23 protein-coding genes and 3 pseudogenes are annotated in these 26,343 nt (G+C 57.5%); 11 read left to right on the forward strand and 15 right to left on the reverse strand.

Annotation, left to right across the window (positions count from 1 at the left end; genetic code table 11):
* Position 1 precedes the first annotated feature (1 nt).
* From ACVOLS_RS12705 to ACVOLS_RS12730, 6 genes and pseudogenes are all read left to right on the forward strand, one after another.
* Positions 2-820, forward strand: coding sequence for an ABC transporter permease (locus ACVOLS_RS12705; protein WP_481545880.1), 819 nt, complete (start codon positions 2-4; stop codon positions 818-820).
* On the forward strand, positions 810-2,123 hold the full coding sequence (locus tag ACVOLS_RS12710; RefSeq protein ID WP_481545881.1) for an ABC transporter ATP-binding protein: 1,314 nt from the start codon (positions 810-812) through the stop codon (positions 2,121-2,123). The genes ACVOLS_RS12705 and ACVOLS_RS12710 overlap by 11 nt, the downstream gene beginning before the upstream one ends.
* The gene (locus ACVOLS_RS12715) at positions 2,120-4,222 is read left to right on the forward strand and encodes a GT99 family glycosyltransferase N-terminal domain-containing protein (RefSeq protein WP_481545882.1); all 2,103 of its coding nucleotides are present in this window, start codon (positions 2,120-2,122) and stop codon (positions 4,220-4,222) included. Before ACVOLS_RS12710 ends, ACVOLS_RS12715 begins: the two co-directional genes overlap by 4 nt.
* Positions 4,219-6,975, forward strand: a complete 2,757-nt coding sequence (locus tag ACVOLS_RS12720) for a glycosyltransferase (RefSeq protein WP_481545883.1) — start codon at positions 4,219-4,221, stop codon at positions 6,973-6,975. The genes ACVOLS_RS12715 and ACVOLS_RS12720 overlap by 4 nt, the downstream gene beginning before the upstream one ends.
* Entirely contained in the window at positions 6,972-8,033 is a 1,062-nt protein-coding gene (locus ACVOLS_RS12725; RefSeq protein WP_481545884.1) for a glycosyltransferase family protein, read from the forward strand. Before ACVOLS_RS12720 ends, ACVOLS_RS12725 begins: the two co-directional genes overlap by 4 nt.
* 48 nt (positions 8,034-8,081) lie before the next feature.
* Positions 8,082-8,279, forward strand: a pseudogene (locus ACVOLS_RS12730) (IS630 family transposase); the annotation flags it as partial.
* A 70-nt stretch (positions 8,280-8,349) separates the two neighbouring features.
* On the opposite strand, the pseudogene ACVOLS_RS12735 reads toward ACVOLS_RS12730, so the two are convergent.
* The 13 genes and pseudogenes from ACVOLS_RS12735 to ACVOLS_RS12795 all read right to left on the reverse strand — a co-directional run.
* Positions 8,350-8,781: pseudogene (locus ACVOLS_RS12735) on the reverse strand (integrase core domain-containing protein); the annotation flags it as partial.
* An 18-nt stretch (positions 8,782-8,799) separates the two neighbouring features.
* A complete protein-coding gene (locus ACVOLS_RS12740) occupies positions 8,800-9,075 on the reverse strand; it encodes an integrase core domain-containing protein (protein ID WP_481545885.1) in 276 nt (91 codons plus the stop codon).
* 41 nt (positions 9,076-9,116) lie between these two features.
* On the reverse strand, positions 9,117-9,413 hold the full coding sequence (locus ACVOLS_RS12745) for a DDE-type integrase/transposase/recombinase (protein WP_481545886.1): 297 nt from the start codon (positions 9,411-9,413) through the stop codon (positions 9,117-9,119).
* Positions 9,414-9,623: 210 nt separating this feature from the next.
* Positions 9,624-9,940, reverse strand: a pseudogene (locus ACVOLS_RS12750) (DUF1153 domain-containing protein).
* Positions 9,941-10,425: 485 nt separating this feature from the next.
* Positions 10,426-10,983 carry a hypothetical protein gene (locus ACVOLS_RS12755; protein WP_481545887.1) on the reverse strand — a complete coding sequence of 186 codons (558 nt, stop codon included), beginning with the start codon at positions 10,981-10,983 and terminating at the stop codon, positions 10,426-10,428.
* A 258-nt stretch (positions 10,984-11,241) separates the two neighbouring features.
* Complete coding sequence (locus ACVOLS_RS12760; RefSeq protein ID WP_481545888.1) at positions 11,242-13,350, reverse strand: hypothetical protein; 2,109 nt, start codon at positions 13,348-13,350, stop codon at positions 11,242-11,244.
* Positions 13,347-14,477, reverse strand: coding sequence for a dTDP-4-amino-4,6-dideoxygalactose transaminase (gene rffA, locus ACVOLS_RS12765; RefSeq protein ID WP_481545889.1), 1,131 nt, complete (start codon positions 14,475-14,477; stop codon positions 13,347-13,349). Before rffA ends, ACVOLS_RS12760 begins: the two co-directional genes overlap by 4 nt.
* Positions 14,478-14,509: 32 nt before the next feature.
* Entirely contained in the window at positions 14,510-14,872 is a 363-nt protein-coding gene (locus tag ACVOLS_RS12770; RefSeq protein ID WP_481545890.1) for an EamA family transporter, read from the reverse strand.
* Positions 14,873-14,897: 25 nt separating this feature from the next.
* A complete protein-coding gene (locus ACVOLS_RS12775; protein WP_481545891.1) occupies positions 14,898-15,602 on the reverse strand; it encodes a WbqC family protein in 705 nt (234 codons plus the stop codon).
* Positions 15,599-16,174, reverse strand: coding sequence for a PglD-related sugar-binding protein (locus ACVOLS_RS12780; protein ID WP_481545892.1), 576 nt, complete (start codon positions 16,172-16,174; stop codon positions 15,599-15,601). Before ACVOLS_RS12780 ends, ACVOLS_RS12775 begins: the two co-directional genes overlap by 4 nt.
* Positions 16,171-17,118, reverse strand: a complete 948-nt coding sequence (locus ACVOLS_RS12785; protein ID WP_481545893.1) for a glycosyltransferase family 2 protein — start codon at positions 17,116-17,118, stop codon at positions 16,171-16,173. Before ACVOLS_RS12785 ends, ACVOLS_RS12780 begins: the two co-directional genes overlap by 4 nt.
* Positions 17,119-17,211: 93 nt before the next feature.
* On the reverse strand, positions 17,212-18,150 hold the full coding sequence (locus tag ACVOLS_RS12790) for an electron transfer flavoprotein subunit alpha/FixB family protein (RefSeq protein ID WP_481545894.1): 939 nt from the start codon (positions 18,148-18,150) through the stop codon (positions 17,212-17,214).
* Complete coding sequence (locus tag ACVOLS_RS12795; RefSeq protein WP_481513749.1) at positions 18,150-18,896, reverse strand: electron transfer flavoprotein subunit beta/FixA family protein; 747 nt, start codon at positions 18,894-18,896, stop codon at positions 18,150-18,152. The genes ACVOLS_RS12790 and ACVOLS_RS12795 overlap by 1 nt, the downstream gene beginning before the upstream one ends.
* 244 nt (positions 18,897-19,140) lie before the next feature.
* Between ACVOLS_RS12795 and rfbB the strand changes: the two genes are divergently transcribed.
* The 4 genes from rfbB to rfbD are packed head-to-tail and all read left to right on the forward strand — an operon-like array spanning position 19,141 to position 22,585.
* Positions 19,141-20,196, forward strand: a complete 1,056-nt coding sequence (rfbB, locus tag ACVOLS_RS12800; RefSeq protein WP_481545895.1) for a dTDP-glucose 4,6-dehydratase — start codon at positions 19,141-19,143, stop codon at positions 20,194-20,196.
* A gap of 51 nt (positions 20,197-20,247) precedes the next feature.
* On the forward strand, positions 20,248-21,135 hold the full coding sequence (gene rfbA, locus ACVOLS_RS12805) for a glucose-1-phosphate thymidylyltransferase RfbA (protein ID WP_481545896.1): 888 nt from the start codon (positions 20,248-20,250) through the stop codon (positions 21,133-21,135).
* Positions 21,132-21,689 (forward strand): dTDP-4-dehydrorhamnose 3,5-epimerase, encoded by a 558-nt coding sequence (gene rfbC, locus ACVOLS_RS12810; protein WP_481545897.1) that lies wholly within the window; start codon positions 21,132-21,134, stop codon positions 21,687-21,689. Before rfbA ends, rfbC begins: the two co-directional genes overlap by 4 nt.
* Complete coding sequence (gene rfbD, locus ACVOLS_RS12815) at positions 21,686-22,585, forward strand: dTDP-4-dehydrorhamnose reductase (protein ID WP_481545898.1); 900 nt, start codon at positions 21,686-21,688, stop codon at positions 22,583-22,585. The genes rfbC and rfbD overlap by 4 nt, the downstream gene beginning before the upstream one ends.
* Before the next feature lie 94 nt (positions 22,586-22,679).
* Here the strand turns inward: rfbD and ACVOLS_RS12820 are convergent, their stop codons facing one another.
* Complete coding sequence (locus ACVOLS_RS12820) at positions 22,680-24,083, reverse strand: mannose-1-phosphate guanylyltransferase/mannose-6-phosphate isomerase (protein ID WP_481545899.1); 1,404 nt, start codon at positions 24,081-24,083, stop codon at positions 22,680-22,682.
* A gap of 8 nt (positions 24,084-24,091) precedes the next feature.
* On the reverse strand, positions 24,092-25,438 hold the full coding sequence (locus ACVOLS_RS12825; protein WP_481545900.1) for a phosphohexomutase domain-containing protein: 1,347 nt from the start codon (positions 25,436-25,438) through the stop codon (positions 24,092-24,094).
* 172 nt (positions 25,439-25,610) lie between these two features.
* Between ACVOLS_RS12825 and ACVOLS_RS12830 the strand changes: the two genes are divergently transcribed.
* The gene (locus tag ACVOLS_RS12830; protein WP_481545901.1) at positions 25,611-26,342 is read left to right on the forward strand and encodes a CoA transferase subunit A; all 732 of its coding nucleotides are present in this window, start codon (positions 25,611-25,613) and stop codon (positions 26,340-26,342) included.
* The last annotated feature ends 1 nt before the right edge of the window (position 26,343 follow it).

Below are 26,343 nucleotides of genomic sequence, written 5' to 3' on the forward strand. Positions count from 1 at the left end.
CATGCAGAAGTTCAACGCATCGCCGTCTGCAATTGTTTCGAGTGTGATCAGGAACCGACATCTCATCTATTCTTTGGCAAAGCGCGAAGTTCTGGGGCGTTACAGCGGTTCAGTATTCGGAATCATGTGGTCGTTCTTTAATCCGCTGTTGATGCTGCTGATCTATACCTTCGTTTTTAGTGTCATTTTCAAGGCGCGATGGGTTGGCGGTGGTGGATCGAAAATCGAATTTGCGATGATTCTGTTTTCCGGTTTGATGGTGTTCAATGTTTTTTCGGAGTGCATCAATCGTGCGCCGACGCTTGTCTTGATGAATGTGAATTATGTAAAGAAGGTGGTATTTCCTCTGGAAGTACTGCCGGTCGTTTCACTTTGCTGTGCTCTTTTCCATGGAGTTGTCAGCTTTGTCGTGTGGTTCATTGTTTACAGCATCTTTCTCGGACTCCCTCCTTTGACTGCAGTAGTGCTTCCTGCTGTGCTTCTGCCCATGTTGCTCATGGTGCTGGGTGTCAGTTGGTTCCTGGCATCGCTTGGTGTCTATCTGAGGGATGTCAATCAGGTCGTAATGTTGCTAACCACTGCACTGCTTTTCCTGTCGCCAATTTTCTATCCGGTTTCGGCGCTTCCGGAGAATTTCCAGAATCTAATGCATCTTAATCCAATGACGGGCTTGATCGAGGGTGTTCGCGGAGTCCTTGTGCAAGGCGTGCTCCCCAGTTGGTCAGATTATCTGCTGAGATTGTTGGCGTCTGGACTGATAGCTTGCATGGGTTTTGCCTGGTTCCAGAAGACCCGGGAGGGATTCGCGGATGTGCTCTGATGCTGTTATTCGTGTAGATAATCTCAATAAGTCTTTCGCTATCTACGAGACACCTCGTGATCGCCTGAAACAGTTCTTCCTGCCTCGTTTGCAGCGCTGGATTGGAATGACGCCTCGACAATACTATCGGGAGTTCAAGGCGTTGTCTGATGTTTCCTTCTCCATGCGCCGAGGGGAGACTATTGGAATAATTGGGCGAAATGGCGCTGGCAAGTCAACCTTGCTTCAGATTATATGCGGGACATTGAGTCCAACATCAGGTGAGGTGGCAGTTGGTGGCCGGATCGCTGCGCTGCTCGAGCTCGGGGCCGGCTTCAATCCGGAGTTCACTGGCCGCGAAAATGTCTATCTCAATGGCGAGGTTCTTGGGATATCCCGGGAGGATATGGAACGAAAGTTTCCTGAAGTGGAAGATTTCGCCGGTATTGGTGAGTTCATCGACCAGCCTATAAAGACCTATTCGAGCGGCATGTACGTGCGACTTGCATTCGCTGTGCAGGCTTGTGTAGATCCGGAGATTCTGATTGTAGATGAGGCTCTTTCCGTAGGAGACATTGGCTTCCAATACAAGTGTTTCAAGCGAATGGAAGAGTTGCGTCGACGAGGTGTTACCATTTTGATGGTGACTCACTCAACGGGAAGCATTCTCGAGTACGCTGACAGATGCATCGTTATGGATGGCGGGCGTGTTCAGGTTGATACGACGGACGTATTGGCGGCCGTCCTTACCTACGAGAAAGGTATGCTGGCGGCGCGCGCAGCCGCACGCCCCAAAACATTGGTCGATACAGGAGTCATTTCTCACGAGTATCTTCTGGAAGCTCAGCGAACCGAGGTGAATGAGCAGGTTGCGGAAAAGCGTTTCGGAACCGCGAGGGCAATCATTGAATCAATGACGATCATTCGTTCGGATGGTACGGAATTCTCTGATGAGCCCGTGATCAGGTCTGGGGAGCAACTTGTATTCAGGTTCATCCTGGCTGCCGCAACCTTGCTTGATGATGTTGTTTTAGGTATTTCCATATCGAAAACCCAGGGCGGGGACGTGTGGGGAGATAACAATATCCGCGCCAATTGCCCGTTAACGCTCGAGCCGGGAAGGCAGCAGGTGAGTTTTTCTGTCGCCTTGCCCATAAGCTCTGGCGAGTATCTTGTTCACTGTGGTCTCGCCCGCATTTCAGCTAGTGGTGACAGGGAAGAGCTCGACCAGCGGAGGCCAATGCAGGGTCTGAAGTTCTGGTCCGCCCGGGAGCAGGTCGGCGTGGTGTTCGCTCCTGCCGTAGTGATGGTCGGTGAGCAATGATCTGCGCCTTTCTTTCGCCGTACCCGTTTCGCGGTCAAGTCGCGCCATATCTTTGGGTTTTCTATAAGTTATTGGCGTCGATAGATGAGCCCATGGCGTTTATTATTTCAAGGGATTACCTTGAGCAGCCTGACGGTATCATTCTCGCGGGTCGCTCGGAAGTTTCCGAGCGACGGCAGGCCGAGCTTGGCTATAGTCTGCCTGGTCCCGATGAGCTGGCAAGGCACCATTTTGGGTTCCTTGACGATAAGTTGTTCTTTGAACTTTTGCCTGAATATAATAATAACCCGATCGCGTTCTTCAAGGATTTCTTGGGTAGGGATATTCCCGAGCTTCGCCGACTCATTAAGGAGCAGTTGCTGCAATTGCCGGAAAAGCCGGAAGTCATTCTGAGCTGGAGCAACTGTCCTTCATTGGCTGTCGCTGCGGGAGAGCTTGGAATTTCTGTTGTATATCTCGAAATCGGGCCGTTGCGAGCGCCTGCCTATAGAGCGACCGGTTATTTTGATTTCAGTGGTGTAAATGGCAATACCGAGGCGGAAAATAGGTATGCTGAATTCAGTGAATTCAGCTCTTTGGACCTGGACCTGAAGGGCTTGCGAAGGGCGTTCTCCACACTGCCCGATACCAGTTCACGTGGCGATTTGTGCGGGATTGCTTTGCAGGTTGAGGATGATTCCAATCTTGTATGTTATTCAAATGGCTATGATAACACCAGCTTGATAGCGAGGGGGTTGCTGGATCATCCTTCCGATAAGATACTCATCCGCGGGCACCCGGGCAGTCGGCATGTGCTGAAGTCAGACTGGGCTATGCATGATGCTTCGCCGACAGTGGTTGAGTTTCTCGATAGATGCAAGAGTATATTGACTGTCAATTCCAGCGTGGGTGTTGAAGCGTTGCTGCGTGGCATTCCGGTAAAGGCCTGTGGTGACGCGTCGTATGTTTATGTAACCGCAGGGAAGGGGGAGCGAGAACTGGAAAATCGATTGGCGTTCTATCTTCTGGCGTATCTTGTTCCTTTTGATCTCATTTTCTCGCCGGATTATATTCGATTTCGGTTGGGGCAGCCGAATGAATGGGATATTATCTCCCGTCACTTGAGTGAGTATGGTGTGATGAGCAAGTCCGCTGACTTGGCTTGCGAGTTGGGCGGCGTTGTCGAGAGGATGGCGGTGACAACGGGTGTAGAGCGAGCGGAAGTTGCAATGCGTGCGCCGGATTTTGGAATGTCCAAGTTGTATTACAGATGCAACGGGCAGCAATATTCCGAAGAGAACTCGCTGGTTGCCGAGAATCATTTGTTCTTGGACGGAGGGTCGCTTCAAGCAAAATTCGTCCTGCCTGCGGGGGCGCGCCCGTCTTATGTGCGTTTTAACCCCCCTGCAGGCGAAGGTAGTCATGAACTGCTGGCGCTGCGCTGGGGGTGGATGCGCTCCGGGGGGAGCGAGGAGCTCGCTGGCTTGGCGGATCTGGATGTTCGCTTGGTGGCAGCAAGTGGGCCTCGTTATCTGGATGACAGCTATCCAACGCTGTTGGCTGATGACACGAATGTGTTCTTCGAACTTTCCGTCGATGATCTGTGGGCGAGTGCGTTGGCTCAAGGCAGCGGCGGAGGGGTGCTTGAGTTCTCTTTCTCGCGGAAGAGTATTCAAGCGGAAATGGCATACGTCATTTCCAAGTTCCGGGAGCAACTCCAGCATCTTGAGGGGGTGATCAGCCAACAGCGGGCAGTCACTGTTTCATTGCCGGATGCGGGTGATGAATTGAGCGGGCTGGCTGGAGGTCGTTATAGCCGGCTCGCGGATTTCGTCAATAACAGGCTTTCGGAGATGGAGGAAAGGCTTGGTGCATTGCTCAAGTCGGAGTTGTTGAAAGTCGAGCATCCGGCAGCCGCAGATTTGGCGGAAGATTCGCCGCCCACTCAGCTGAAAGCTGCAGATGGGCATGTACTGAAACAGCACGAGATTTCGGATCTGACTGGGCTTATCAAGGAGCAATCCAAGAATCTGCTCGAGCTGAAGGAGGCGATGGAGGCCATTCTTCGAGGCATAGCCTCGGGTGGTGCATTGGTTGAAAGGGGAACGGAAGAGTCATGAAAGGAGATATGCGCTTGTTGCGTAATGGAAAACTGCGGGCGAGGCTGAAGCGCTGGGGGCTGGTCAATCCTTGGTCATTGCTACCCAATGCCCTTAAGGTAAGGATGCTGGCCAGGACGCCCATCTATGACGAGCAATGGGTAGCGGAGGCGTGCGGGAGAAAGCTTGATCGAATCGAGTGGGCTAGGGCTCTATCCGCTGATGTGCTTAGCGCTGTGTCTCCGCTGGTAAACATTGATTGGTATCGCTCACGTTACGGAATTAATGCAAGTGCTGGCGATGCGTTGCTGCACTACATTTACATGGGAGATCGATTGGGGCTCAGATGCCATCCCTGGTTTGATGCAGGTACTGCGCGGCGCTCCTTGGGCACCGCGGGCAGGTGGTTGCATGCGATGCTGCCGCGATACATGAGCAACTGGGCAGCGTTCGATAGTCCGCATCCTCTCTTTGACCAGAAGTTCTATCTGGAGGAGTATGTGGATGTGAGGCAGAGCGGCATCAATCCTTTGGTCCATTTCGTGCTCCACGGTTTGGTTGAAGGTCGCCGACCGAACGCGCTATTCGATCCCTCTTGGTATAAGAAGGCTAATCCTGACGTTGCCGCATCCGGAATGTTGCCTGCATTGCATTTCGCGCTGTATGGGGCTTATGAAGGACGGAATCCAGGGCCTGACTTTGATGTCGGAAGCTATCGTACCCAGGTAGGTAACGCTGCATTGGGCGGGTTGGATGCTCTTTCGCACTACTTGACCATTGGGCGTGCGGAAGGGATCGTTCCGGTGGCAAGGGCTATACCTGTATCGTGCCTGGTCGAGGAGTATGGGATCGGCCAGCGGGATTGCGAAGTCGCGCTCGTCGACGTGGTAATCCCTGTCTATCGAGGTTTGGATGAGACTCGTGCTTGCATTGAATCGGTTCTCAGTAGCCGCTCAATCAATGTGACCCGACTTCATATTTACAATGACTGCTCGCCCGAGCCTGAGATAACCGGGTATCTGCGGGAATTGGCTCAGCAGAATCCTCATGTTCGCTATGTGGAAAATGAGGTCAATCTCGGCTTTGTCGGTACTGTCAATCGTGCAATGCGTGCAGCTAGGGATCTACCTGACTTCAATGGTGTGATTCTTCTGAATAGTGATACCGAGGTGTCAGGCGATTGGGTCGAACGAATGCAGGCCCATACCGCATTGGATATGCAGGTTGCGACGGTGACAGCTATGTCAAATAACGCAACGATCTGCAGTTATCCACATTTCGGTGACAACCCCACGTCTGAGGACGAAACTGTTTGCGACATCGACGCCTTGGCTGCAATTGTGAACTGCGGAAAAAGTGTGGATCTGCCCACTGGCGTTGGGTTCTGCATGCTTATAACGAAGCGAGCGCTTGATAAAATTGGATTATTTGATGAGGAGGCATTTGGAAAAGGCTACGGTGAGGAGGTTGATTTCTGTCAGCGCGCGTTGCAGGGAGGGATGAGGAACCTGCTTGCACTCGATGTGTATGTAAAGCACGCAGGTGAAGTCAGCTTTGCAAGTTCCAGCAAGCCTGGGAAGATTGCTGCGGAAAAGATAATCGTTGGAAGGTACCCGAACTATCCTGAAGATGTGTCCACATTCATCGCACGCGATCCTGGGTTGTATGGCAGGTTGCGCCTGACATTTGCCCGATGGCGCGCATCCGGGCGGAAAGTCCATGTCTTCTTCACGCACGCGCTGGGTGGCGGTACCGAACGTCGAGTGCGTGAACTCGTCGAGTCCATTCCGGTGGCTTCCCGCGCGGTTGTTGTACGTCCTTCAAAAGGAAGTGCAAGAAGGCTTTCGCTTGATTGCAGCCATCCTGACGAGTCTTTCTTGCTGGATGTGGAGGTCGAAGATGGCGCTCAGCTGGCCGCCCTGTTGCAGGTGATGGGAGCGAGCAAGATTGAGGTGCATCACGCCCTTGGTTTCGATGATTTTCTTCGGGAGGGTCTGGCGGCTTGCGGGGTGCCTTTTGACTTCTTTGTTCATGACTACTACGCGGTTTGCCCCCAGATTACTCTCACCGATGAGAATGGCAGCTACTGCGGAGAGCGGGGGGTGTTTGCTTGTGATGGATGCATAAGCAAAAGGCAGAGCCACGGCGCCAAGGATATTAGAAACTGGCGGACCTCGAACGAATGGCTTATCTTGGGGGCGAAGGACTTGGCCGCGCCGAGTCTCGATTGTTCCCAACGTATTGGCCGTTATCTTGGGCGTTTTCCAGATGTGAGGCCGCATGAGCCTGCCGAGCCAGAGATCGTTTCGCGGGTACATCGTAGATCAGACAAGGGGGGGCGGGCACAGATAATTGTTCTCGGTGCGCTTGCACCGCACAAAGGCAAATGGCGGGTATATGAAGTCGTGCGTGACATGATTCGACGCTCGATGGCCCTGCAAATTCACCTGATTGGCGACCCTCTAGGCGATGTGCCGAAGTCGCTGTGGCCGGCATTCTCATGGTCCGGGGCATACAATGAGAACGAGCTCATGGACCAAATCAGCGATGCCGGGGCGGATGCGTTCCTGTTCATGTCCCAAGCTCCGGAGACCTATTCGTACACGTTGACGGCGGCGATGAAGACCGGCCTGCCAATCGTGGCGACGGATCTTGGTGCTTTTGTGGAACGACTGGAAGGCTATCCAGCCGCCTATATCGTGAAGCATGATATTCCTGCAAATGAACTTGCTGACGTTCTACAGAGAGCGGTGCGCGAAAGGAGAGTTGCGTGAACATGCGGGTTGCTGTTATTCCGGAGAGATTGGGCGGGGGTCTTTCTCCTTGTGGCTCAATCCGCTTGGCTGCCTTCTTCGATTTCATGAGGGGCATGCCTGATCTGAAATGGGACATACGCTATCTGATCTTGGAGGAGCTGGAGCAGTTCTGCCCAGATGTCATTGTCTGGCAACGTGTTTCGCTCCCTGAGCTGGCTCAGGTGGAGCTTGTTGCGAGCTATGCGAAGCGTACAGGTGCTTTGATGGTCTACGAACTGGACGACAATCTCCTTGAGCTTGAGGATCCGGGTGAGCGGAAGGCGTATGCAGATAAGCTGAAGGCAGTTGAAAGGTCGTTAGCCGCGGCGGATTTGGTTTGGTGCTCCACGTCAAATCTTCAGGAGCGTGTTTCAGGGCTGACTAGGAACCCCCCTCAATATTTACCAAATGCACTTGATCCGGTGCTCTGGTGCAATCGGCAGGCGCAGGCGCAGGCGCAGGCGCAGGTTGCAGGTGGGGGAGCTTTCAGGATTCTCTACATGGGGACTAGAACGCACGCAGCCGATCTGCAGCTTCTGCTTGGTGCCATGGATATTCTACATGGCAAGTTTCCAGATCGTTTCAGGCTTTCTATTATCGGTGTTGCCGATCAGTATCCTCAGCAGTCATGGTTGGAAGTGATTGAGCCGCCTGCTTATATAGGTTCATCCTATGGGGCGTTTGTTTACTGGCTGCAACAGCAGAATGGCTTTAACCTTGGAGTGGCCCCGCTATTGAATAGCAGGTTTAACGAATGCAAGAGTGGGATCAAGGTGCTTGACTATGCTGCGCTCGGGTTGCCATCGCTGGTTTCCGATGTTGCAGCATACGCAGATTTTGCAGCGGACGTGGACTGCTTTAAGGTGGAGAACCGGGCGGAGTCATGGGCGGAATCTATTGCTGAGGTGCTTTTCGATGGATCGAGAATGAGGCGCGTGTCCTCGCGCGCGAAATCTCTGGTTGATGAAGGTATTTTTTCTGCAGCGGCTCGTTCGCGGGTTGAATCTATTTGTTCGGGATTGAAAAAAGTATGTTAATAAGAGCGCTTTCCCTTAGTACTCATAAGTCAGAGAATTAGGGAGCAAATTTCATCCTCTGTTGTCCAACCCGAGATGAAAGGAGGCGGGCGAACGGTGTCGCGTGCGGCACTGGAAGAATTCCGGCTGCTCGCGCTTGATCGAATGAATGATGGTCAGTCGCCTGCCGCTGTGGCTGCTTCGATTGGCCTGAATCGCGGCTGGGCCTACAAGGGTGTAGCCAAGGCGAAGGGGCGTGGCCGCGGCAAGCGTGCCTTTCTGTCCGCCAAACGGTGCATGTCAACATAGTTGTCGCGTCGTTCAAGCGACTAAGCTGTTATCCGAGAGGTTTCGTATCCGGCTCCTTCTCCGGGTTGAGGGTGGCCGTGGTGACCGGGCTCCAATTGCGCGTGCCACGACTCCATTGTGATGGATGGCTGGCGCGACCCTGCTGATAGAGCTGCTGGCGTGCCGCCAGCAGCTGCACGTCTTCGCCCGCATGATGCTGGCTTGGTGTCGGGTAGTTGATGCCGCTATGGCGCAGTTCGTCGTTGTACCAATCGACGAACTGCGCCGCCCTGGTGCGGGCAGTTGCCAGTTCGGCAGAGCCCTTTGCAGGGAACTCAGGGCGGTATTTTGCTGTACGAATCAACGACTCGATAAAGGGGTTGTCTTCGCTCACGTGCGGACGCGAGGAGGGTGGCTTGATGCCCAGATAGTGCAGCATTGCCAGCACCGTGATCGCTTTGAGCGTAGCGCTGTAATGACCCACCGATTCCTGCTCAGGTCACGCGGTTAATGTAGCGGCATAAGCCGCGTCTGGGGTCATCATCTTTAGCGCTTGGTACGGGCGCTGTTGGTTGTAGAGGGCGATCCAGTCAGCAATCACCCGCAGGGCGTGGGTTTGGCTTTCGAAGCGATGCCGATTTACGCATTGCTCTTTCAATGTCCGGATCACACGCTCCACCATGCCGTTCTGCTGTGGACAATGCGGCGTAATGAACTCCTGCCTCAAGCCGTAGCTGCGTACCAGCCGGGTGTGGTCACGACTGGTGAAGACCAATCCGTTATCAGAGCGCAGCAGAAATGGCTCTGGCACGCGCCCTAAAGCGCCGTAACCGGTATCAGGGCTTGCTCCAAGGCAGCGGAGGCGGTGCTGGCCCGGCCGGTACGCGACAGATGCCAGCCCAGCAGGTGCCGGGTGTGGCAATCGATTACCAGTGCCACGCTAAGCCAGCCGTCGTTGCCGCCCCACACGCGGCACAGGTCTGTTGCCCAGCGCTGATCTGGTTGTTCGGCGCGGGAGACCTTCGTCTCTATCCGCGGGCGCTGGCCCAAGGTCCGCTTACGAACCCGCCAGCCCTTGAGCTGGAGTATCCGCTGCACCGTGTTCGTGTTCATACCTGGTAGCGCCGCCACAGGGGGGTAACCAAATGAGGGCTCTGCCTCGATCATTTCCTTGATCGGCGCAGCCAGTTCGGCGTTGATTTTCGCCGGCGCTCGGGCGGGCTTGTAGTACGTCGTGCGGCACGCGACCTCAAACCAGCGGGCAAAGCTTGGTCATCGGTACCGCGAAACCTTCATCCTTCAGGCCCTGCTGGACCGAGCGCATCAGCTCTCGTTCTTTCCCAGCAGGGAAGCCAAATTTTTTCTCGCACGGATCTCCAGCATCGCCTCGCCGTAAGCCTCATGCATATCTTTGAGCTGCCGCTCGTACTACTCGCGCATATCCCCTCCGGCTTGGCTCGCAGCGCGTTCTCCATACCGCACTTGCCGTCCTCGAGCCGGCTTTCGATCTCGGCCGGGGTCAGATCGAACTGACGGCTTGCAGCGGCTAGCGTCGTCTTGCCCTGGATGATCTCAAGGACCAGCGCCGAGTTGCGCCGGGCGGTCCAGCGCTTGATCTCTTCTTCCATCATTTCGCTCATCGGTGTCTCCTTCGGGAAAACTAACGCCTGAGCAGGTTTTCAATGGGTCATTGCAGCGCACGGCTGGTGATACCCAGCACCTGGCACCCCTTGAACTCGTCAGCGCCGGCTGCCACCCCGTCACTGATCAGGGTGGCGGCCATCTGTTTCAGCGACGGCGCAATCACCGGACGGAGAACGTCTGGTGGTCGTGGAAATATTGCGCCCTGCTAAGCAGGTTGAGCTGCTGTGCGTGATTTTCCAGCGGCTGCAGCAATAGCTTCGGGGCATCCCGGCCACTGTGGCCTCTGGGGACCGACCCGGTCGAGGGGATCAACAGCAAGATCAAGATGAAGATCATCGAGCGCGCCGCCTGGGGATACCGAGACGGCCTGTGTTTCTTTCCGAAGATTCGAACTGCTTTCCCCGGAGTTGGGTGCAGAACCAAAAAAGCCGGGCGCAATGCGCCCGGCTTTGGGATAACCAGTTGAATCGGAGCGTCGCTCTCAGTCGCCGATGACGACTTTTGCCTTCAAGTCACACGCTTTGTCCGAGGCTTGCGGGCCGGTAGCCAGCCAAAGATGATACTCGCCGGCCGGCAGCGTGTTGACATTGATCAACGTTGTGAATCCGGAGTTCTGGGCACTTGGCAGGCCAAACGAGGTAGCAACGTCTGGGCGCGGCGCGCCGGTCTTGATCCCAGCTTTATACGTGCCAGCTGTTCCTTCAAAGACCATCAGCGGAGCTTCCAGTACTGGCTGGTTAGCTTCGAATGCCCAGCCTTCGAAGGAGGCGGCATTGGCGCGTGTGAGGGAGATTGGTCCGGTAACTGGGCTACCGGAGGCAAGGTCAAGACTGCACTGGATGCTAGTGCGGTCAGTGGCCTGCAGGCCGCCCTGCAGCGGCGCTGTCGCGTTGTCATCCACGATTGGATTTGCGGGGGCTGCGGGGGCTGCGGGGGCCTCTGACGGAGTCTGCGCGACCTCCTCCTGCTTGCCGCAGCCAGCAAGGGTAACCACCGCCAGCAGTAGTGCTGCTGGGACGACTCGTGAACCTTGACTCATTTGAACAACTCCTTGGATGATGATGATGTTCTGCTCGCTCCGTTGCGGGAACGTCAGGTTCCGGTTCTGATGGCAGCCTTACTCGGCCGATGATGTTTGTCGGACGTGCAATCAGGGCTATGCCTTTCCCATTGCTGGTAAGCAACTCAGGTTCCACGCGTCGCCGACCGCGCCTTACGGCACTAACTGACGGTCGCATTGCGGAATTGTATTCTGTTGTACGGTGCCTTGCGAGAGGGTGTCGCAGCTGGGCGGGTTCTACATGCTCAGTGAGGGCAGGCCGATACGAACGAACGAGTAAACGCCCATCAGGAAAAGTGCGCTGATACTGAGGTTGGCTGCGGCATAGATGCGGTTGGTTGCCTGCAGTCGGAAGATAAAGGGCATGGCGAAGGCCGCGCAGCCAATCAGGTATCGCCCCTGTGCCTGAAAGTCATAGGTCCAGCTGTGCAGGAATGAGGCGCCGATCAGCGCCAGAGTGCTGCAGCCTGCGAGCAACAGGTAGCTTTTACCTAGTGGATCGACCAACAGGGTAGACCCAGTGGCAATGAGCAAGAACAGTGCCGCAAAGATTCCTACAATCAGATAGTAGGGCTCCGGAGCGTAGTATTGCATGTAACCATAGACACCGAAGAAGCTCTTGAACGTTGATGTTTGCCATTCCAGTGGCGGCGAGAGCAGTTGTTTCAGGCTGTAACCTTGGTCCCGCATCCGGATGCCCCCCGCCGGCGTCTGTTGGCTGGGTTTGAATTCAGGAGCGGCATGCGCCTCGCGCATGGCCTCGATTTGGGCATGCTTGCCCGCTGGACCGTCATTACGGTCATAGTCGACGATGACCCAAGGCGCCGCCAGCGCGAGGGCCAAAGCGACTACACCGGAGTAGCGCAGGGCATTGCGCCTGAGCGTGGTCGCAAGCCCGTTGCGAAGGGCCCAATGCACAAGAATGCACGCGCTTATCAGTGCAGCCATTCCTGCAAGGATGAGCACGCCATTGCCATAGGTGGCAATCAGTGCGCTGCCTCCGGCGGCGCCGATGATTGCCAGTAGTAGCAGTATTGATACGGCCGCTACTGCGCGTACATTCAGTCCTAAGGGCGCAATGGCGGCGCCGGCGACAAGAAACGTAGCAACAGGCCAGAAATTCCGCTTGGATATGATCAGCACGGCCAAGCAGCAGACGAAGGTTGCCACCTGGACTACTGTTGCGACGTCGACGGGTGCGGAGCGGCAGAGGAAGGATTTGAGCCGGCTTGCGGGGGCAAAAACCAGTGCGCCGGCCAGCATCGAGGCTGCCAAGGGTAGCGCGTCACCGTTCATGTAAGAGAATAGGTACCAGATTTGTGGTGTCAGCAATATGGGGATCGTTGCTGCCCGTGGCAGGCCCAGTAGCATGATCAGGCACAGCAGGCCCGCGAAGATCCCCGCTTGGTAGAGCCGGAAACCGATACGGTCATCAATGCCTAGGCGCTCGGTTAGATTGCTGAATTTTCCTGCGAACAGGTAGGTGAGGTTCCATTCGTTCAGATAGCTGACGCCATAGGGGCTGGCCTTGTACGAAGGAAGCATTGCTTCGGAGTCGATGCGTGGCGGCGACCAGGCATCGGTAAAATAACGAGCGTCTGCTTCATGCAGCCGTTCGTCGGGGCTGACTGAATGCGATGTGGTAGCGAAACAGGCCATTACCAGGACTAGGCCAAGTGCCACCAAGGCCAAAAATGCGTGGGCGTTCCGCTGGGTCAGCCAGATGGCGAGCACGATGACGCTACATATCGTGACAAGCAACCAGCCTGCGGATTCCAGCACATGCCTTGTTCGACTGGCTTGGACTACTTTGCGGTCGGGGACGAACTGGATCTGCGCGTCATTGGCATCGCCAGCCAATACAAAGCGTACGGCCCCCCCTGCCAAAGGCTGCATGGATTCGACCTGTGCCAATGGACGCATGGAGCCACTCACTAATAGCTGGTCTTGCGAATCCTCTGACCCGCCCAGCCCGATCTGATCGATCTGAAGCTCAGTGAGTCCCGCCGGCGGGTCGAGCCGGAAGGACCTTGACTTCCCTTGAGGAAGGGCGAAGGTAAGTACGGAATTGCCAGCTCCGAAAGCTCGCTTTGCAGAGTATTCCTCACGGAACCCGCCTTCTTGCTCGAAGTAGACCTGCAGTTCACCTGCGGCTGGAGCGCTGAGGGATATCCGTAGAACAGTACTGGATGTCGGAGGCAGGGCCATGAACAGAGCAAGTACTATGATGATGGCGGTTACGCAGACTGCCTGCAGGCGGCGAGCGCGGGGTATAGCACGCCAGCTCGAAAGCAATTGTTCACCTACTGCTGAAACGTGTGCGATGGAATGGGGGAGACTGTTCATTTTGCGTGGAGTGCTTTGTCGGCCGCTTCCAGTATCTTTTCCATGTGTTGCTCCACGCCCAACCACAACGGCATCCGTACCAGACGATCGGACAGATCGTTGGTAACCGCAAGATTGCCTTGGGCACGACCGCAGCGCTGACCGGCAGGCGAGGAGTGCAGCGGGATGTAGTGGAACACCGATTGCACGCCCTTTTCCCGAAGTGCGGTAATGAACCGGCTGCGCTGCTCGAGGCTGGGTAGCAGCATGTAATACATGTGCGCGTTGTGCTGGCAATGCTCAGGCACTGTGGGGCGGACCAAGAGGCCATTTTCCTCGTGTGCTTGAGCCCATTGGTGGTAGCGCTCCCAAATGGCCAAGCGGCGCTGATTAATGGTCTCGGCCTCTTCAAATTGAGCGCACAGGAACGCTGCGGTTATCTCCCCGGGCAGGAATGAAGAGCCGACGTCGACCCATGTGTACTTGTCCACCTGCCCACGGAAGAAGCGACTGCGGTTGGTGCCTTTTTCGCGAAGAATCTCTGCGCGTTCGCCGTAATGGTTGTCGCGGCACAGTAGTGCGCCGCCTTCTCCGGAGATGATGTTCTTGGTTTCGTGGAAGCTGAGTGTGCCCAGATCGCCGATAGTGCCCAGCGGACGTCCCTTGTAGGTAGACATGATGGCCTGTGCGGCGTCTTCGACCACCGCCAGTCCGTGGCGTCGGGCGATATCCATTATGGTATCCATTTCGCAGGCGACACCTGCGTAGTGGACCACACAGATTGCCTTGGTGCGGGCGGTGATGGCTGCTTCGATCAGTTGCTCATCAAGGTTGAGAGTGTCCGCACGGACGTCGACGAATACCGGGACGGCGCCGCGCAAAGCAAACGCACTGGCGGTGGATACGAAGGTATACGAGGGCATGATGATTTCGTCGCCAGGCGATAGATCCAGCAGCAAAGCTGCCATTTCCAGAGCGGCGGTGCAGCTGTGGGTGAGCAGTGCATGTGACGCCTGCAGGCGCTGCTGCAACCATGAATGGCTGCGCTTGGTGAACTGGCCGTCACCAGAAAGGTGGCCATTGGCGTGAGCCTCCGCAATGTAGGCAAGTTCACGGCCAGTCATGAAAGGTTTGTTGAAGGGAATCATGCTTATGTACTCCGTGCTGGTGTGCCTGTCGTTCACACTGAGCGCGAGACGACGACTACGCCCGCGATAATGATCAATGTGCCGACAATTTTGTAGGCATCGAGTTGTTCGCGGAACAGCCATGCGGCAAACAATGCGACAAGAACAAAGTTGCACGACATGAAGGGATAGGCTTTGCTCAGCGGCAGTTTGCTTATCGCTGCCATCCAGCAAATTGATGCAGCGAATGCAGCTGCGAAACCCGATATAACCCAAGGCTTCAGTAGCAACGTGGTGATGTTGATCAGCGAGAACGGTGCAGACACAAGGTGCGGATACTGTGCAACCTGCCATTTAAGGATCAGTTGGCCATATACGGTCAACAGGATGGTCAGAGCAATGAAGAAGTAAGCCATGGGGATCTTCCAGGGAGGGCGGCGGTCAGCCTCGGTCGCGCCAACCCCAGATGAAATCGGGGGCGGATGTGCCGGTGTTGAAAAGCAAATCCAGTACGCTGACGGCATGCTCAAACGTCTCGCTAGCCTGCGAATACTGCGGATATCCACTGTAGTCTTTGTACTCGAGCTCTATGTTTGCCTGCTCGAACAGCTCAGGCTCGATGTAAGCGCGGGCGGCTGGGCCAGAAAGATAGTGTGTGCCCCCAACCTTGCGGCAGACATCGATCAATCGCTCGGTCTTGGCCCCCCGAGCGCCGAGCGATGTAACATCAATGAAACGCGTGTTGATACCCAGCATATCCGTCAACACGCGAATCATGTGCTGGTTGAATTCTGAGAGCGATTCCCAGTTTTGGCCCAGGTAGATATCCTCCAGCTGGGCAGCATAATCCTTGAAGAACGGACTCTTCGCGTAAGCATGGCGAATCGTGGTCCAGTGCTTTCGTTGCCAGCTGTGGTCAGCCAGCTTGACCTCGTTAATCAGTCGCTTGATATCGCTACCCGCTGGAATGCTCAGCCAGATCGGGCTGCCGTTGGAGATCACCCGGTTGCGAGAGCGCCAATCACACTTGGTGTACTGGACATCATCGAAGAAAACGAAGGTGTCGACATCATGGATGATGTCAAAGAAGCCCTTCCATGGAATGTAACTGGACTGGAGGATAGCGACGCGATTCTGGGAGGTCATGTTGCTTTGTTCTTGGAATAATGCAGGGATGCTGCCTTGACGAAGCTGCTATCTCTCAATGTGGATCCGTCCACAATGGTGCTGTTGGCGCCAATGAAGCTGCTTTGGCCCACGGTGACGAAGCCGCACAGAGTTGCTGCGGGGCTTATGAATGTGTTTCTGCCAATCCTGTTGTCATGACTCACCACTGCGCGCGGCCACAACACGCAAACTGAACCGATTTCACTGAAAGCGTCGACGTCTGCGCCGCCCATGACTAGACACCCCTCTTCCACGTTTGCATGCTTACTTATCCGCGCCGTCGGATGAATCAGCTTTGGAAAAAGGAATCCCACCTCTTTCAGTCGGATGAACTGATCCAGCCGTGCCTGTAAGTGCTTGTAGCCTATGGCTAGCGCAAGCTCGTAGTGCAATGGTTGCAGTTCAGTGCCGAGATCGTGGGTGTTGCCCAAAATGCTTGGTCCATCGATGGTATCGTCGATGAAGCCCGCCACCGGCCGGCCGCATTCCTCGGCGAGAGCTGCAATAAGGCGGCCGAACGAAGAGGCGCCGATGATAAGCAGTGGTTTCACAGGCGTGATTCCTGTTCCACTAGGAACAGCGGCATCGAGGCAGTCTTGAAGTTGATGCGCGCGATATATTGCCCAAATATACCGAGGATGAGCAGCTGTAGGCCTCCGAGGAAGGTCATGCCTGCCATGATTGATGCATAACCGCTGGCATTGACCACGCCGAGCAGCTTTGCTGCCATGATGATCACTCCCCAGGCGGCTCCGCCAATAGAGGCGCTTACTCCCAGCCACGTAGCGATGCGCAGGGGGAGGTCTGAGAAAGTAACGAAAATATTGATCATGTGCGCGAGCAGCTTGCGCAAGTTGTAGCTGCTGGTTGTGTGCATTCCCGCATCATGCGGGACTATTACAGTCGCGTAGGTGTTCGTTACCCAAGAGATGTAGCCATCGATAAAGGTAAAAGGCGACTGGAACCGCTCCAGCTCTTTTGCCACACTTTGATGGATTACGCGGAATGATGTGTATTCGCGATTCAGTGAGGGGATCGCAAATTTGAACGCGCTGCGGCCAAGCTCGGAAGTGATGTTCCGCCAACGTGCGTGCGTGCGTTGTTCATTGACCCCGTAGACCACCAAGTGGCCTTCTCGAGCCTTTGCCAACATCGAAGGGATGGACTCAGGGGGTTGTTCCAAATCTTCATCGATGGTGATGATCCATTCACCTTTCGCGCGTGAAATACCGCACAGTGTCGCGGCATGCTGGCCAAAATTGCGGCTCAGTCGAATCCCGCGGACCTGCGGGTGGACCAAGGTTAGCGCTTGGATGGCTGGCCAGTTGTCAGCGCTGCCGCGATCATCGACGAACAACACCTCGAATTGCTCGTCTGCACCCTTCAGAGTGGCCTGCAGTCGGCGGAATAGCTCGGAGATCGAGTCGGCGCCCCGGTACACCGGCACCACTACGGAAACAGTGGGCGCGATACGGGATGGAGTACTGTCGGTCATGCAGGTGGTTTACTCGTGTCGAGGCGAGATGTTAACCGCCTTCCATGAAATTTGCGCGATGCCGACCTGATGGTAGGTCGGCATCGCCGGGGCTCAGCCCAGTGCCTTCTCTAGTTCCGGTAGCAGGGTGAAGAGGTCTCCTACCAGGCCGATATCGGCGACCTCAAAAATCGGCGAGTCGGGATCCTTGTTGATGGCAACGATGGTACCCGCATCCTTGATGCCTGTCAGGTGCTGGATGGCGCCAGAGATGCCCACGGCGATGTACAGCTCGGGGGCAATGATCTTGCCGGTCTGGCCAACCTGCATGTCGCTGGGCACATAGCCTGCGTCCACGGCGGCGCGCGAGGCACCTACGCCGGCACCGAGCTTGTCGGCCAGGGCATAGATCACCTTGAAGTTCTCTTCCGAACCGACGCCACGGCCACCGGAGACCACGCGCTTGGCGCTCTGCAGATCGGGACGGTCGCTCTTGCCGGCAGCCAGGCCGATGAAGCGGGTGTGGCCCGGCAGGGCTGCATCGACATTGATCGCTTCGACCGGCGCGCTGTTGCCCTTGGCTGCTTCCTGCCAGGAGGCGGCACGCACGGTGGCGACGACGACCTGATCAGTTGGCACCTCGACGGTGATGATGGCGTTGCCTGCGTAGATCGGGCGCTTGAAGGTATGCGCGCTTTCGACCGACATCAGGTCCGATACCTGGTTGACGCCAAGCAGGGCGGCCACGGCCGGCATCACATCCTTGCCAGTGGTGGTCGAGGGACCGAATACATGGCTGTAGCCGGCAGCGGCCTTGGCGATCTGCGGCGCCTGTACCTGTGCCAGCGCATGTTCATTGGCCGGGTTGGCGATGGTCAGCACCTTGCTGACGCCGGCGATCTGCGCGGCTTCGGCAGCGATGGCGGCCGGGTCGGCGGCCAGCACCAACACGTGGATGTCGCCGCCCACGGCGGTCGCTGCCGACACGGTCTTGGCCACGGCGCTGTTGAGCTTGCCGTCCAGGTGTTCGGCGATGACGAGAATCTTGGCCATTACAACAACCCCTTCTGCTTGAGTGCGGCTACCAGTTCGGCAGCGTCCTTCACCATCACGCCCTTGCTGCGCTTGGACGGCGCGGCGTACTGGGTGGTCTTGAACGTGTCAGCGGCTTCAACGCCGAGGTCGGCCAGCTGCAGGGTCTCCAGCGGCTTGGCCTTGGCCTTCATGATGTCCGGCAGCTTGATGAAGCGCGGCTCGTTCAGGCGCAGGTCGGTGGTGATCACGGCCGGCAGATCGACTTCCAGCGTTTCCAGGCCGGCGTCGACTTCACGGGTGACCGTGGCCTTGCCATCAGCGATCTCGACCTTGGAGGCGAAGGTGGCCTGCGGGCGCGCCCACAGCGTTGCGAGCATCTGCCCGGTCTGGTTGGCATCGTCGTCGATGGCCTGCTTGCCGAGGATGACCAGGTCCGGCTGTTCCTTTTCCACCAGCTTGAGAAGAGTGCGAGCGGCGGTCAGCGGCTGGATCGCTTGGTCAGTGACCACGTGGATGGCGCGGTTGGCGCCCATGGCCAGGCCATTGCGCAGGTGGGCCTGGGCATCGGCCGGGGCGATGGTGGCCACGATCACTTCCGTGGCGATGCCCTTGTCGCGCAGGCGCAGGGCTTCTTCCAGGGCGATCTCATCGAACGGGTTGGGCGAAAGCTTGACGCCATCGGTGACCACGCCGGAACCATCCGGCTTGACTTGAATGCGGACGTTGTAGTCCACCACGCGCTTGTACGCGACGAGGATTTTCATGTGCTGCGGGGTCCTTCGGTTGCTGATGGGGGCCGGCGCGGGCCGGGGACAAATTTTCCCGATTCTAGCCGGGTTGATAGGCCCGTGCGAATGCGTATGGTGGCTTGCATTTCTTTGGCAAATGTCCGGACAATGTTTGGCGCAAAGGCTTTCGTTGTCAATGGTGCAGATCAATGCACCCTGGCGTTATATGCTTGTAGCAATTAATCGCTGCCTTGGCAGCTGTAATCAGGAGAAACAACGCGTGACCACATGGCTTGTGACCGGCGGCGCCGGCTTTATCGGCGGCAATTTTGTATTGGAAGCTGTAGCAAAGGGCATCCGCATCATCAATCTGGATGCGCTGACCTACGCAGGCAACCTGAAGACGCTGGATAGCCTCGAAGGTAATCCCAGCCACACGTTCGTGCAGGGTGATATTGGTGACCGCGCGTTGGTTGCAAGCCTGTTGGCCAAGCACAGCCCTGATGCCGTACTGAATTTCGCTGCCGAAAGCCATGTGGATCGTTCGATCGACGGTCCAGGCGCATTCATCCAGACCAACGTGGTTGGAACCCTCGGTCTGCTGGAAGCGGTGCGTGACTATTGGAAGGCGTTGCCGGCTGACAAAGCCGATGCATTCCGCTTCCTGCATGTGTCCACCGATGAGGTCTACGGCACGCTCGGTGAGACCGGCAAGTTCACCGAGACTACGCCGTACGCGCCAAACTCACCGTACTCGGCTTCCAAGGCAGCCTCCGACCACCTGGTGCGTGCTTTCCATCACACCTATGGCCTGCCGGTGCTGACCACCAACTGTTCGAACAACTACGGCCCCTATCACTTCCCGGAAAAGCTCATTCCGTTGGTGATCGCCAAGGCATTGGCCGGCGAGTCGTTGCCGGTCTATGGCGATGGCAAGCAGGTGCGTGATTGGCTGTTTGTTGCCGATCATTGCGAGGCAATCCGCACCGTGTTGGCCAAGGGCAAGATCGGTGAAACCTATAACGTTGGTGGCAACTCTGAGAAGCAGAACATCGAAGTGGTGCAGGCGATCTGCGCGCTGCTTGACGCGCGCCGCCCGCGCGCGGATGGCAAATCGCGCGCCGAGCAGATCACCTATGTGACGGATCGTCCCGGCCACGATCGCCGTTACGCGATCGATGCTTCCAAGCTCAAGAACGAACTGGGCTGGGAGCCGAAGCATACGTTCGAGCAGGGCATCGGCTTCACCGTGGATTGGTACCTGGATAATCAGGAATGGGTGAACGGTGTGTTGGACGGTAGTTATCGCCTGCAGCGCATTGGCACCGACGTCTGATATCGATCATCCAGTGCCCGCGCGGATGTGCGGGCCTACAAGGAAGCAACTATGACGCAACGTAAAGGCATCATTCTGGCCGGCGGCTCTGGTACGCGCCTGTATCCGATTACCAAGGGCGTCAGCAAGCAATTGCTGCCGGTCTATGACAAGCCGATGATCTATTACCCGCTTAGCGTGCTGATGCTTGCGGGCATCCGTGAAGTGCTGATCATCAATACACCGCATGAACAGGCTTTGTTCCAGCAGCTGTTGGGTGATGGTTCTCAGTGGGGAATGGACATCCAGTACGCAGTGCAGCCGAGCCCGGATGGCTTGGCGCAGGCTTACCTGATCGGACGTGATTTCGTCGGGGGTAAGCCCAGTTGTCTGGTGTTGGGTGACAATATTTTCCATGGGCATGGTTTGCGCGATGTACTGAGTCGAGCCGACGCACGGACCAGCGGAGCTACAGTGTTTGGTTACTGGGTCAACGACCCTGAACGCTATGGTGTCGCCGAGTTCGACGAAAGTGGCAGGGTTGTCGGTTTGGTCGAAAAGCCGCAGAACCCGCGCTCCAACTATGCAGTGACTGGCCTGTATTTCTATGACGGAAATGCCAGCGACTACGCGGCTGCGCTGAAGCCGTCGCCGCGCGGCGAGTTGGAGATCACTGATCTGAATCAAGTGTACTTGGACGAAGGAAAGCTGCAGCTGGAGCCGCTTGGTCGAGGCTATGCATGGCTGGATACGGGTACGCACCAGTCGTTGCTGGAGGCCTCCAATTTCATCGAGACTATCCAGACGCGGCAGGGCTTGCAGGTCTGTTGTCCCGAGGAAATTGCCTATGGCCAAGGCTGGATTACGGCGGAGCAGCTTGAGGCATTGGCGGCGCCCTTGTCCAAGAATGGTTATGGGCTGTACCTGCAGAAACTGGTTCGGCGAGGAATTGTTCCGTGAAAGTAATCGAGACCGCCATGCCTGGCTGTGTCGTCATCGAGCCGGCGGTGTTTGGCGACGAGCGCGGCTTTTTCTTCGAAACCTGGAATGCCGAGCGTTTCAAGGCGCTGGGTCTGCCCGATAAGTTCGTGCAGAGTAATGTGTCAGCTTCCAGCAAGGGCGTGCTGCGCGGGCTCCATTACCAGTGGCCGCGTCCGCAGGGCAAGCTGGTCAGCGTGCTGGAAGGTGAGGTGTATGACGTGGCGGTTGATATCCGCCGTGGCTCGCCGACCTTCGGCAAGTGGGAGGCGGTTGTCCTGAGCGCGGAAAACAAGCGTCAGTTCTGGATTCCAGAAGGCTTCGCTCATGGCTTTGCGGTGCTGTCCGAGCGCGCGGTGTTCAGCTATTTGTGCACCGATGTCTACCTGAAAGAGTTTGATGCCGGGGTCCGTTGGAACGATGCTGAAATCGGCGTGGATTGGCCTATCAGCACCCCGAACTTGTCCGCCAAGGATGAGGGCGCGCCGTTCCTGAAGGACATCTCCGAAGACCGCCTGCCGGTTTACATTCCATGACCATGCTGGTGTTTGGTGGCAACGGGCAGGTTGGTCAGGAATTGTTGCGCGCGCTGGCTTCGCTCGGCCCGGTTGTTGCCACCACGCGCAGCGGCAAACTGGCTGATGGCAGTGCCTGTGAGGTCGCGGATTTCGATGCACCCGAAAGCCTGCCTGTTTTGTTGGATCGGTTGCAGCCTTCGGTGGTGATCAATGCAGCTGCCTACACAGCAGTTGACAAGGCCGAGCTGGACCCGGAGGCCGCGTTCCGGGCCAACGCCCAAGCGCCAGGAGTGATTGCTCAATGGTGCGCGGTTAACGGCGTGCCGATGGTGCATTACTCGACCGACTACGTGTTCAATGGTCAGGGTGTGGCGCCTTATGTTGAAGACGAGGTGACCGAGCCGCTGGGTGTCTATGGCGCAAGCAAGCGCGATGGCGAAGATGCAGTGCGTGCGGCCGGTGGTCGTCATCTGATTTTCCGCACCGCATGGGTGTATGCGTCGCACGGCGGCAACTTCCTGCGGACGATGCTGCGCGTAGGTGCGGAGCGCGATGAGCTACGGGTGGTGGCTGACCAGGTTGGCACGCCGACGCCGGCCGCCTTGATTGCGGATGTCACCGCACAAGCGCTGCAGCATCCAGGGCAGCTGTCCGGAACCTGGCATCTGACTGCATCGGGGCAGGCCAGTTGGCACGGTTTCGCCGAGGCGATCTTTGCCGAGGCGCTGTCTGCGGGGGTGCTTACCAAGGCGCCGAGGGTGCTGGCAATCTCAAGTGCCGAGTATCCAACGCCGGCTAAGCGTCCTGCCTGGTCGGTACTGGACAACCGCAAGTTGCAGCGGGATTTTGGTATCGCCTTGCCTGCGTGGCAGGAAGGGCTGCAGCGCGTCATCGGCGAGATTTCGAAAGCTTGACAGGCATCTGCTAGCCCTGCCAGGTGACGTGGAACTATCGCTGAAAAAACCCCGGGGCCTCCCCGGGGTTTTTGTTTTCAGTTTGCAGACAATCTCAGGTGCGCCCGTAGGTATCCTCGAAGCGCACGATATCGTCCTCACCCAGATAGCTGCCTGACTGCACCTCGATCAACTCCAGGGGCAGTTTGCCGGGGTTGCGCAGACGGTGGGTGACGCCGAGTGGGATATAGGTGCTCTGGTTTTCGGCCAGCAGCAGTACTTCATTGCCACGGGTGACTTCGGCCGTACCGCTGACCACGATCCAGTGCTCGGCGCGGTGATGATGCATCTGCAGGCTCAAGGTGCCGCCCGGCTTGACGGTGATGCGCTTTACCTGGAAACGTTCGCCGTTGTCGATCGAGTCATAGGCACCCCAAGGGCGATAGACCTTGCGATGCCAGGTGGCCTCGCTGCGGCCGTCAGCCTTCAGGCGTGCCACGACATCCTTCACTTCCTGCATGCGGTCGGATTTGCCAACCAGTACCGCATCATCGGTCTCGACCACGATCACATCGTCCAGACCAACCATCGCTATCAGGCGCTCGCCGTAAGCGAATGTGTCGTGGCAATCGATTGCAATCACGTCGCCGCGATGTGCATTGCCATTCGCGTCCTGCTCGGATACATCGCGCAGCGCCGTCCACGAGCCGACATCGCTCCAGCCGGCATCCAGCGGAACCACCGCAGCATCGGCGGTTTTCTCCATCACCGCGTAATCGATGGAATCCGAAGGGCTGGCCTTGAATGCATCAGCGTCGAGACGGATGAAGTCACTCTCGCGGCGTGCTTTTTCCCAGGATGCGCGGCAAGCGGCCAGAATTTGCGGCTGCAGACGTTCCAGCTCCTGCAGGTAGCGCGAGGCGCGGAACAGGAACATGCCGCTGTTCCAGTAGTACTCACCGGAGGCGACATAATCCTGCGCGGTTGCCAGGTCAGGCTTCTCGACGAAGCGTTCGATGGCGCGTGCGCCTTCACCGCCGACGGCCTTGATGTAGCCGTAGCCGGTTTCCGGTGCGGTCGGCTGGATGCCGAAGGTGACCAGCTTTCCCTGCTCGGCGATATCGGCAGCGTCCAGGATCGCGCGGTGGAAGTGGGCAACATCACGGATCAAGTGATCTGAAGGCAGCACGAGCAGCAACGGGTCGGCGCCGTCGCGGCAGGCTTCCAGCGCGGCTGCGGCAATAGCCGGTGCGGTATTGCGGCCGATCGGCTCCAGCAGGATGGCTGAAGGGGTGGTCCCGACCTGCTGCAGCTGTTCGGCGGCGACGAAGCGATGCGCTTCGTTGGCCACAACGATTGGCGCCTGCGTGGCGACATCGGCAACCCGCAACCAAGTGGACTGCAACATGCTGTGCTCGCCGGCCAACTGCAGGAACTGCTTGGGGTAGGCTTCGCGCGACAGCGGCCATAGGCGCGTGCCGGAACCACCGGAAAGAATGACGGGCAGGATCTGGCTCATGAAGGCTCTCAGGCGGTGATCAAGGTGGAAATTTCGGCGGTGCGCTCGGCCAGCAGCGCGGCATCACCTCGGGTTTCAACGTTCAATCGCAGCAGCGGCTCGGTGTTGGAGCTGCGCAGGTTGAAGCGCCAGCTGCCGAAATCGGCGCTGATGCCATCGGTGTGATCCAGTGCAGGCGTTTGCGTGGCGAAGTGTGCCATGACCCGCGTAACTGCAGCCTTGGCGTCGGCAACCTTGAAGTTGATTTCGCCACTGCAGGGGAAGCGGGCCATGCGGTCCTCGACCAGTTCGGCCAACGACAAGCCGCTGCTGGAGACCTGCGCGGCAATCAACAGCCACGGGATCATTCCAGAATCGGCGTAAGCGAACTCACGGAAGTAGTGGTGCGCGCTCATCTCACCGCCGTAGACGGCGTTCTCCGCGCGCATCTTTTCCTTGATGAAGGCATGGCCACTCTTGCACAGCACCGGCACGCCGCCTGCAGCCTCCACCATCTCGACCGTATTCCAGGTCAGGCGCGGGTCGTGGATGATCTTGCCGCCGGGGTTGCGGGCAAGGATGGCTTGGGCCAGCAGTCCAACCAGGTAATAGCCCTCGATGAAACGGCCGTTGTGGTCGAAGAAGAAACAGCGGTCGAAGTCGCCATCCCAAGCGATGCCGAAATCGGCACCGTACTCGCGAACGGCGCTCGCGGTGGCGTCGCGGTTCTCCGGCAACAGCGGATTGGGGATGCCATTGGGGAAGCTGCCGTCGGGCTCGTGGCAGATACGCACGAACTCCAGCGGCAGGTGCGGCGCCAGCAGGTCGACGATGGCACCGGCGCCGCCGTTGCCTGCATTGACCACCAACTTCAGGGGCTTGAGTTGGCTGCTATCGATGTAGCTGAGCAGGTGTTGGATGTAAGCCGTCTTTTCATGCAGGGAGGTCTGACCCGCACGCGCAGGCTGCGGTTGTGAGTCGTCTGCGGCCACCGCGTCGGAGATGGTGAACAAGCCGGTATCGGAGCTGATCGGGCGCGCTTGTTCACGCACCAGCTTCATACCATTGTAATCCATCGGATTGTGGCTGGCGGTGACCATCACCCCGCCGGCGGCCTGCAGGTGGCCGGTCTGGAAATAGACCTCCTCGGTGCCGCACAGGCCGATGTCGATGACCTCCCTGCCTTCCCCGCGCAAGCCGGCAGCCAGCGCGTCCTGCAGTGCAGGACTGGTCAGGCGCACATCATGGCCGAGCACTACCGGACCAGCGTCGAGTTCGGCGGCCAAGGCCTTGCCGATCTTGCGGGCCATGTCTTCGTTGAGCTCTTCAGGCACGCGGCCGCGGATATCGTAGGCCTTGAACGCGGGGAGGGGCATGCATGCATCCTGCTGAGTGAAAGATTGCCTAGTTTAGTCGGGTACGCGTTCGCTGGCTGTCTGCACGCTGGATGACATTTCCCGGGCAAAGCGCGCTGGCCGAAAGTCCAAGGGGGTTGCCCCTGCGGTATGGCTAGAATATGGGCATCTTCAGCACTGTGAGCGTGATGCGATGAGCGATCTCTCCCCGACCCGGCAACGCGGCAAGGTTTTTGCCAGCGCCGCCGACGCCCTGGCCGGTATCGTGGCCGATGGGCAAACCCTTGCCGTAGGTGGCTTTGGCCTGTGTGGCATCCCCGAGGCACTGATTGCCGCGCTGCGCGACAGCGGGGTCAAGAGCCTGACCGCGATTTCCAATAATGCCGGTGTCGATGGTTTCGGACTGGGCCAGCTGCTGGAAACCCGCCAGATCAAGAAGATGATTTCCTCTTACGTTGGTGAGAACAAGGAGTTCGAGCGCCAGTATCTGGCCGGCGAACTGGAGCTGGAATTCAACCCGCAGGGCACCCTGGCCGAGCGCCTGCGTGCCGGCGGCGCTGGCATCCCGGCGTTCTTCACCGCCACCGGCTACGGCACCATCGTTGCCGAAGGCAAGGAGACCCGCGAGATCGACGGCAAGCACTATGTGCTGGAAACCGCGCTGAAGGCCGACGTCTCGCTGGTCAAGGCGTGGAAGGCTGACGAGGCCGGCAACCTGTTGTTCCGCAAGACCGCGCGCAACTTCAACCCAGCCTGCGCGATGGCTGGCAAGGTCTGCGTGGTGGAAGTGGAAGAGGTCGTGCCGGTGGGCGCCATCGATCCGGATCAGGTCCATCTGCCGGGTATCTACGTCGATCGCATCGTATTGAATGCAACGCCGGAAAAGCGCATCGAACAGCGCACCGTGCGTCAGGAGGGGAACTGAG

The sequence above is a fragment of the Stenotrophomonas sp. STEN038 genome (assembly GCF_056759895.1).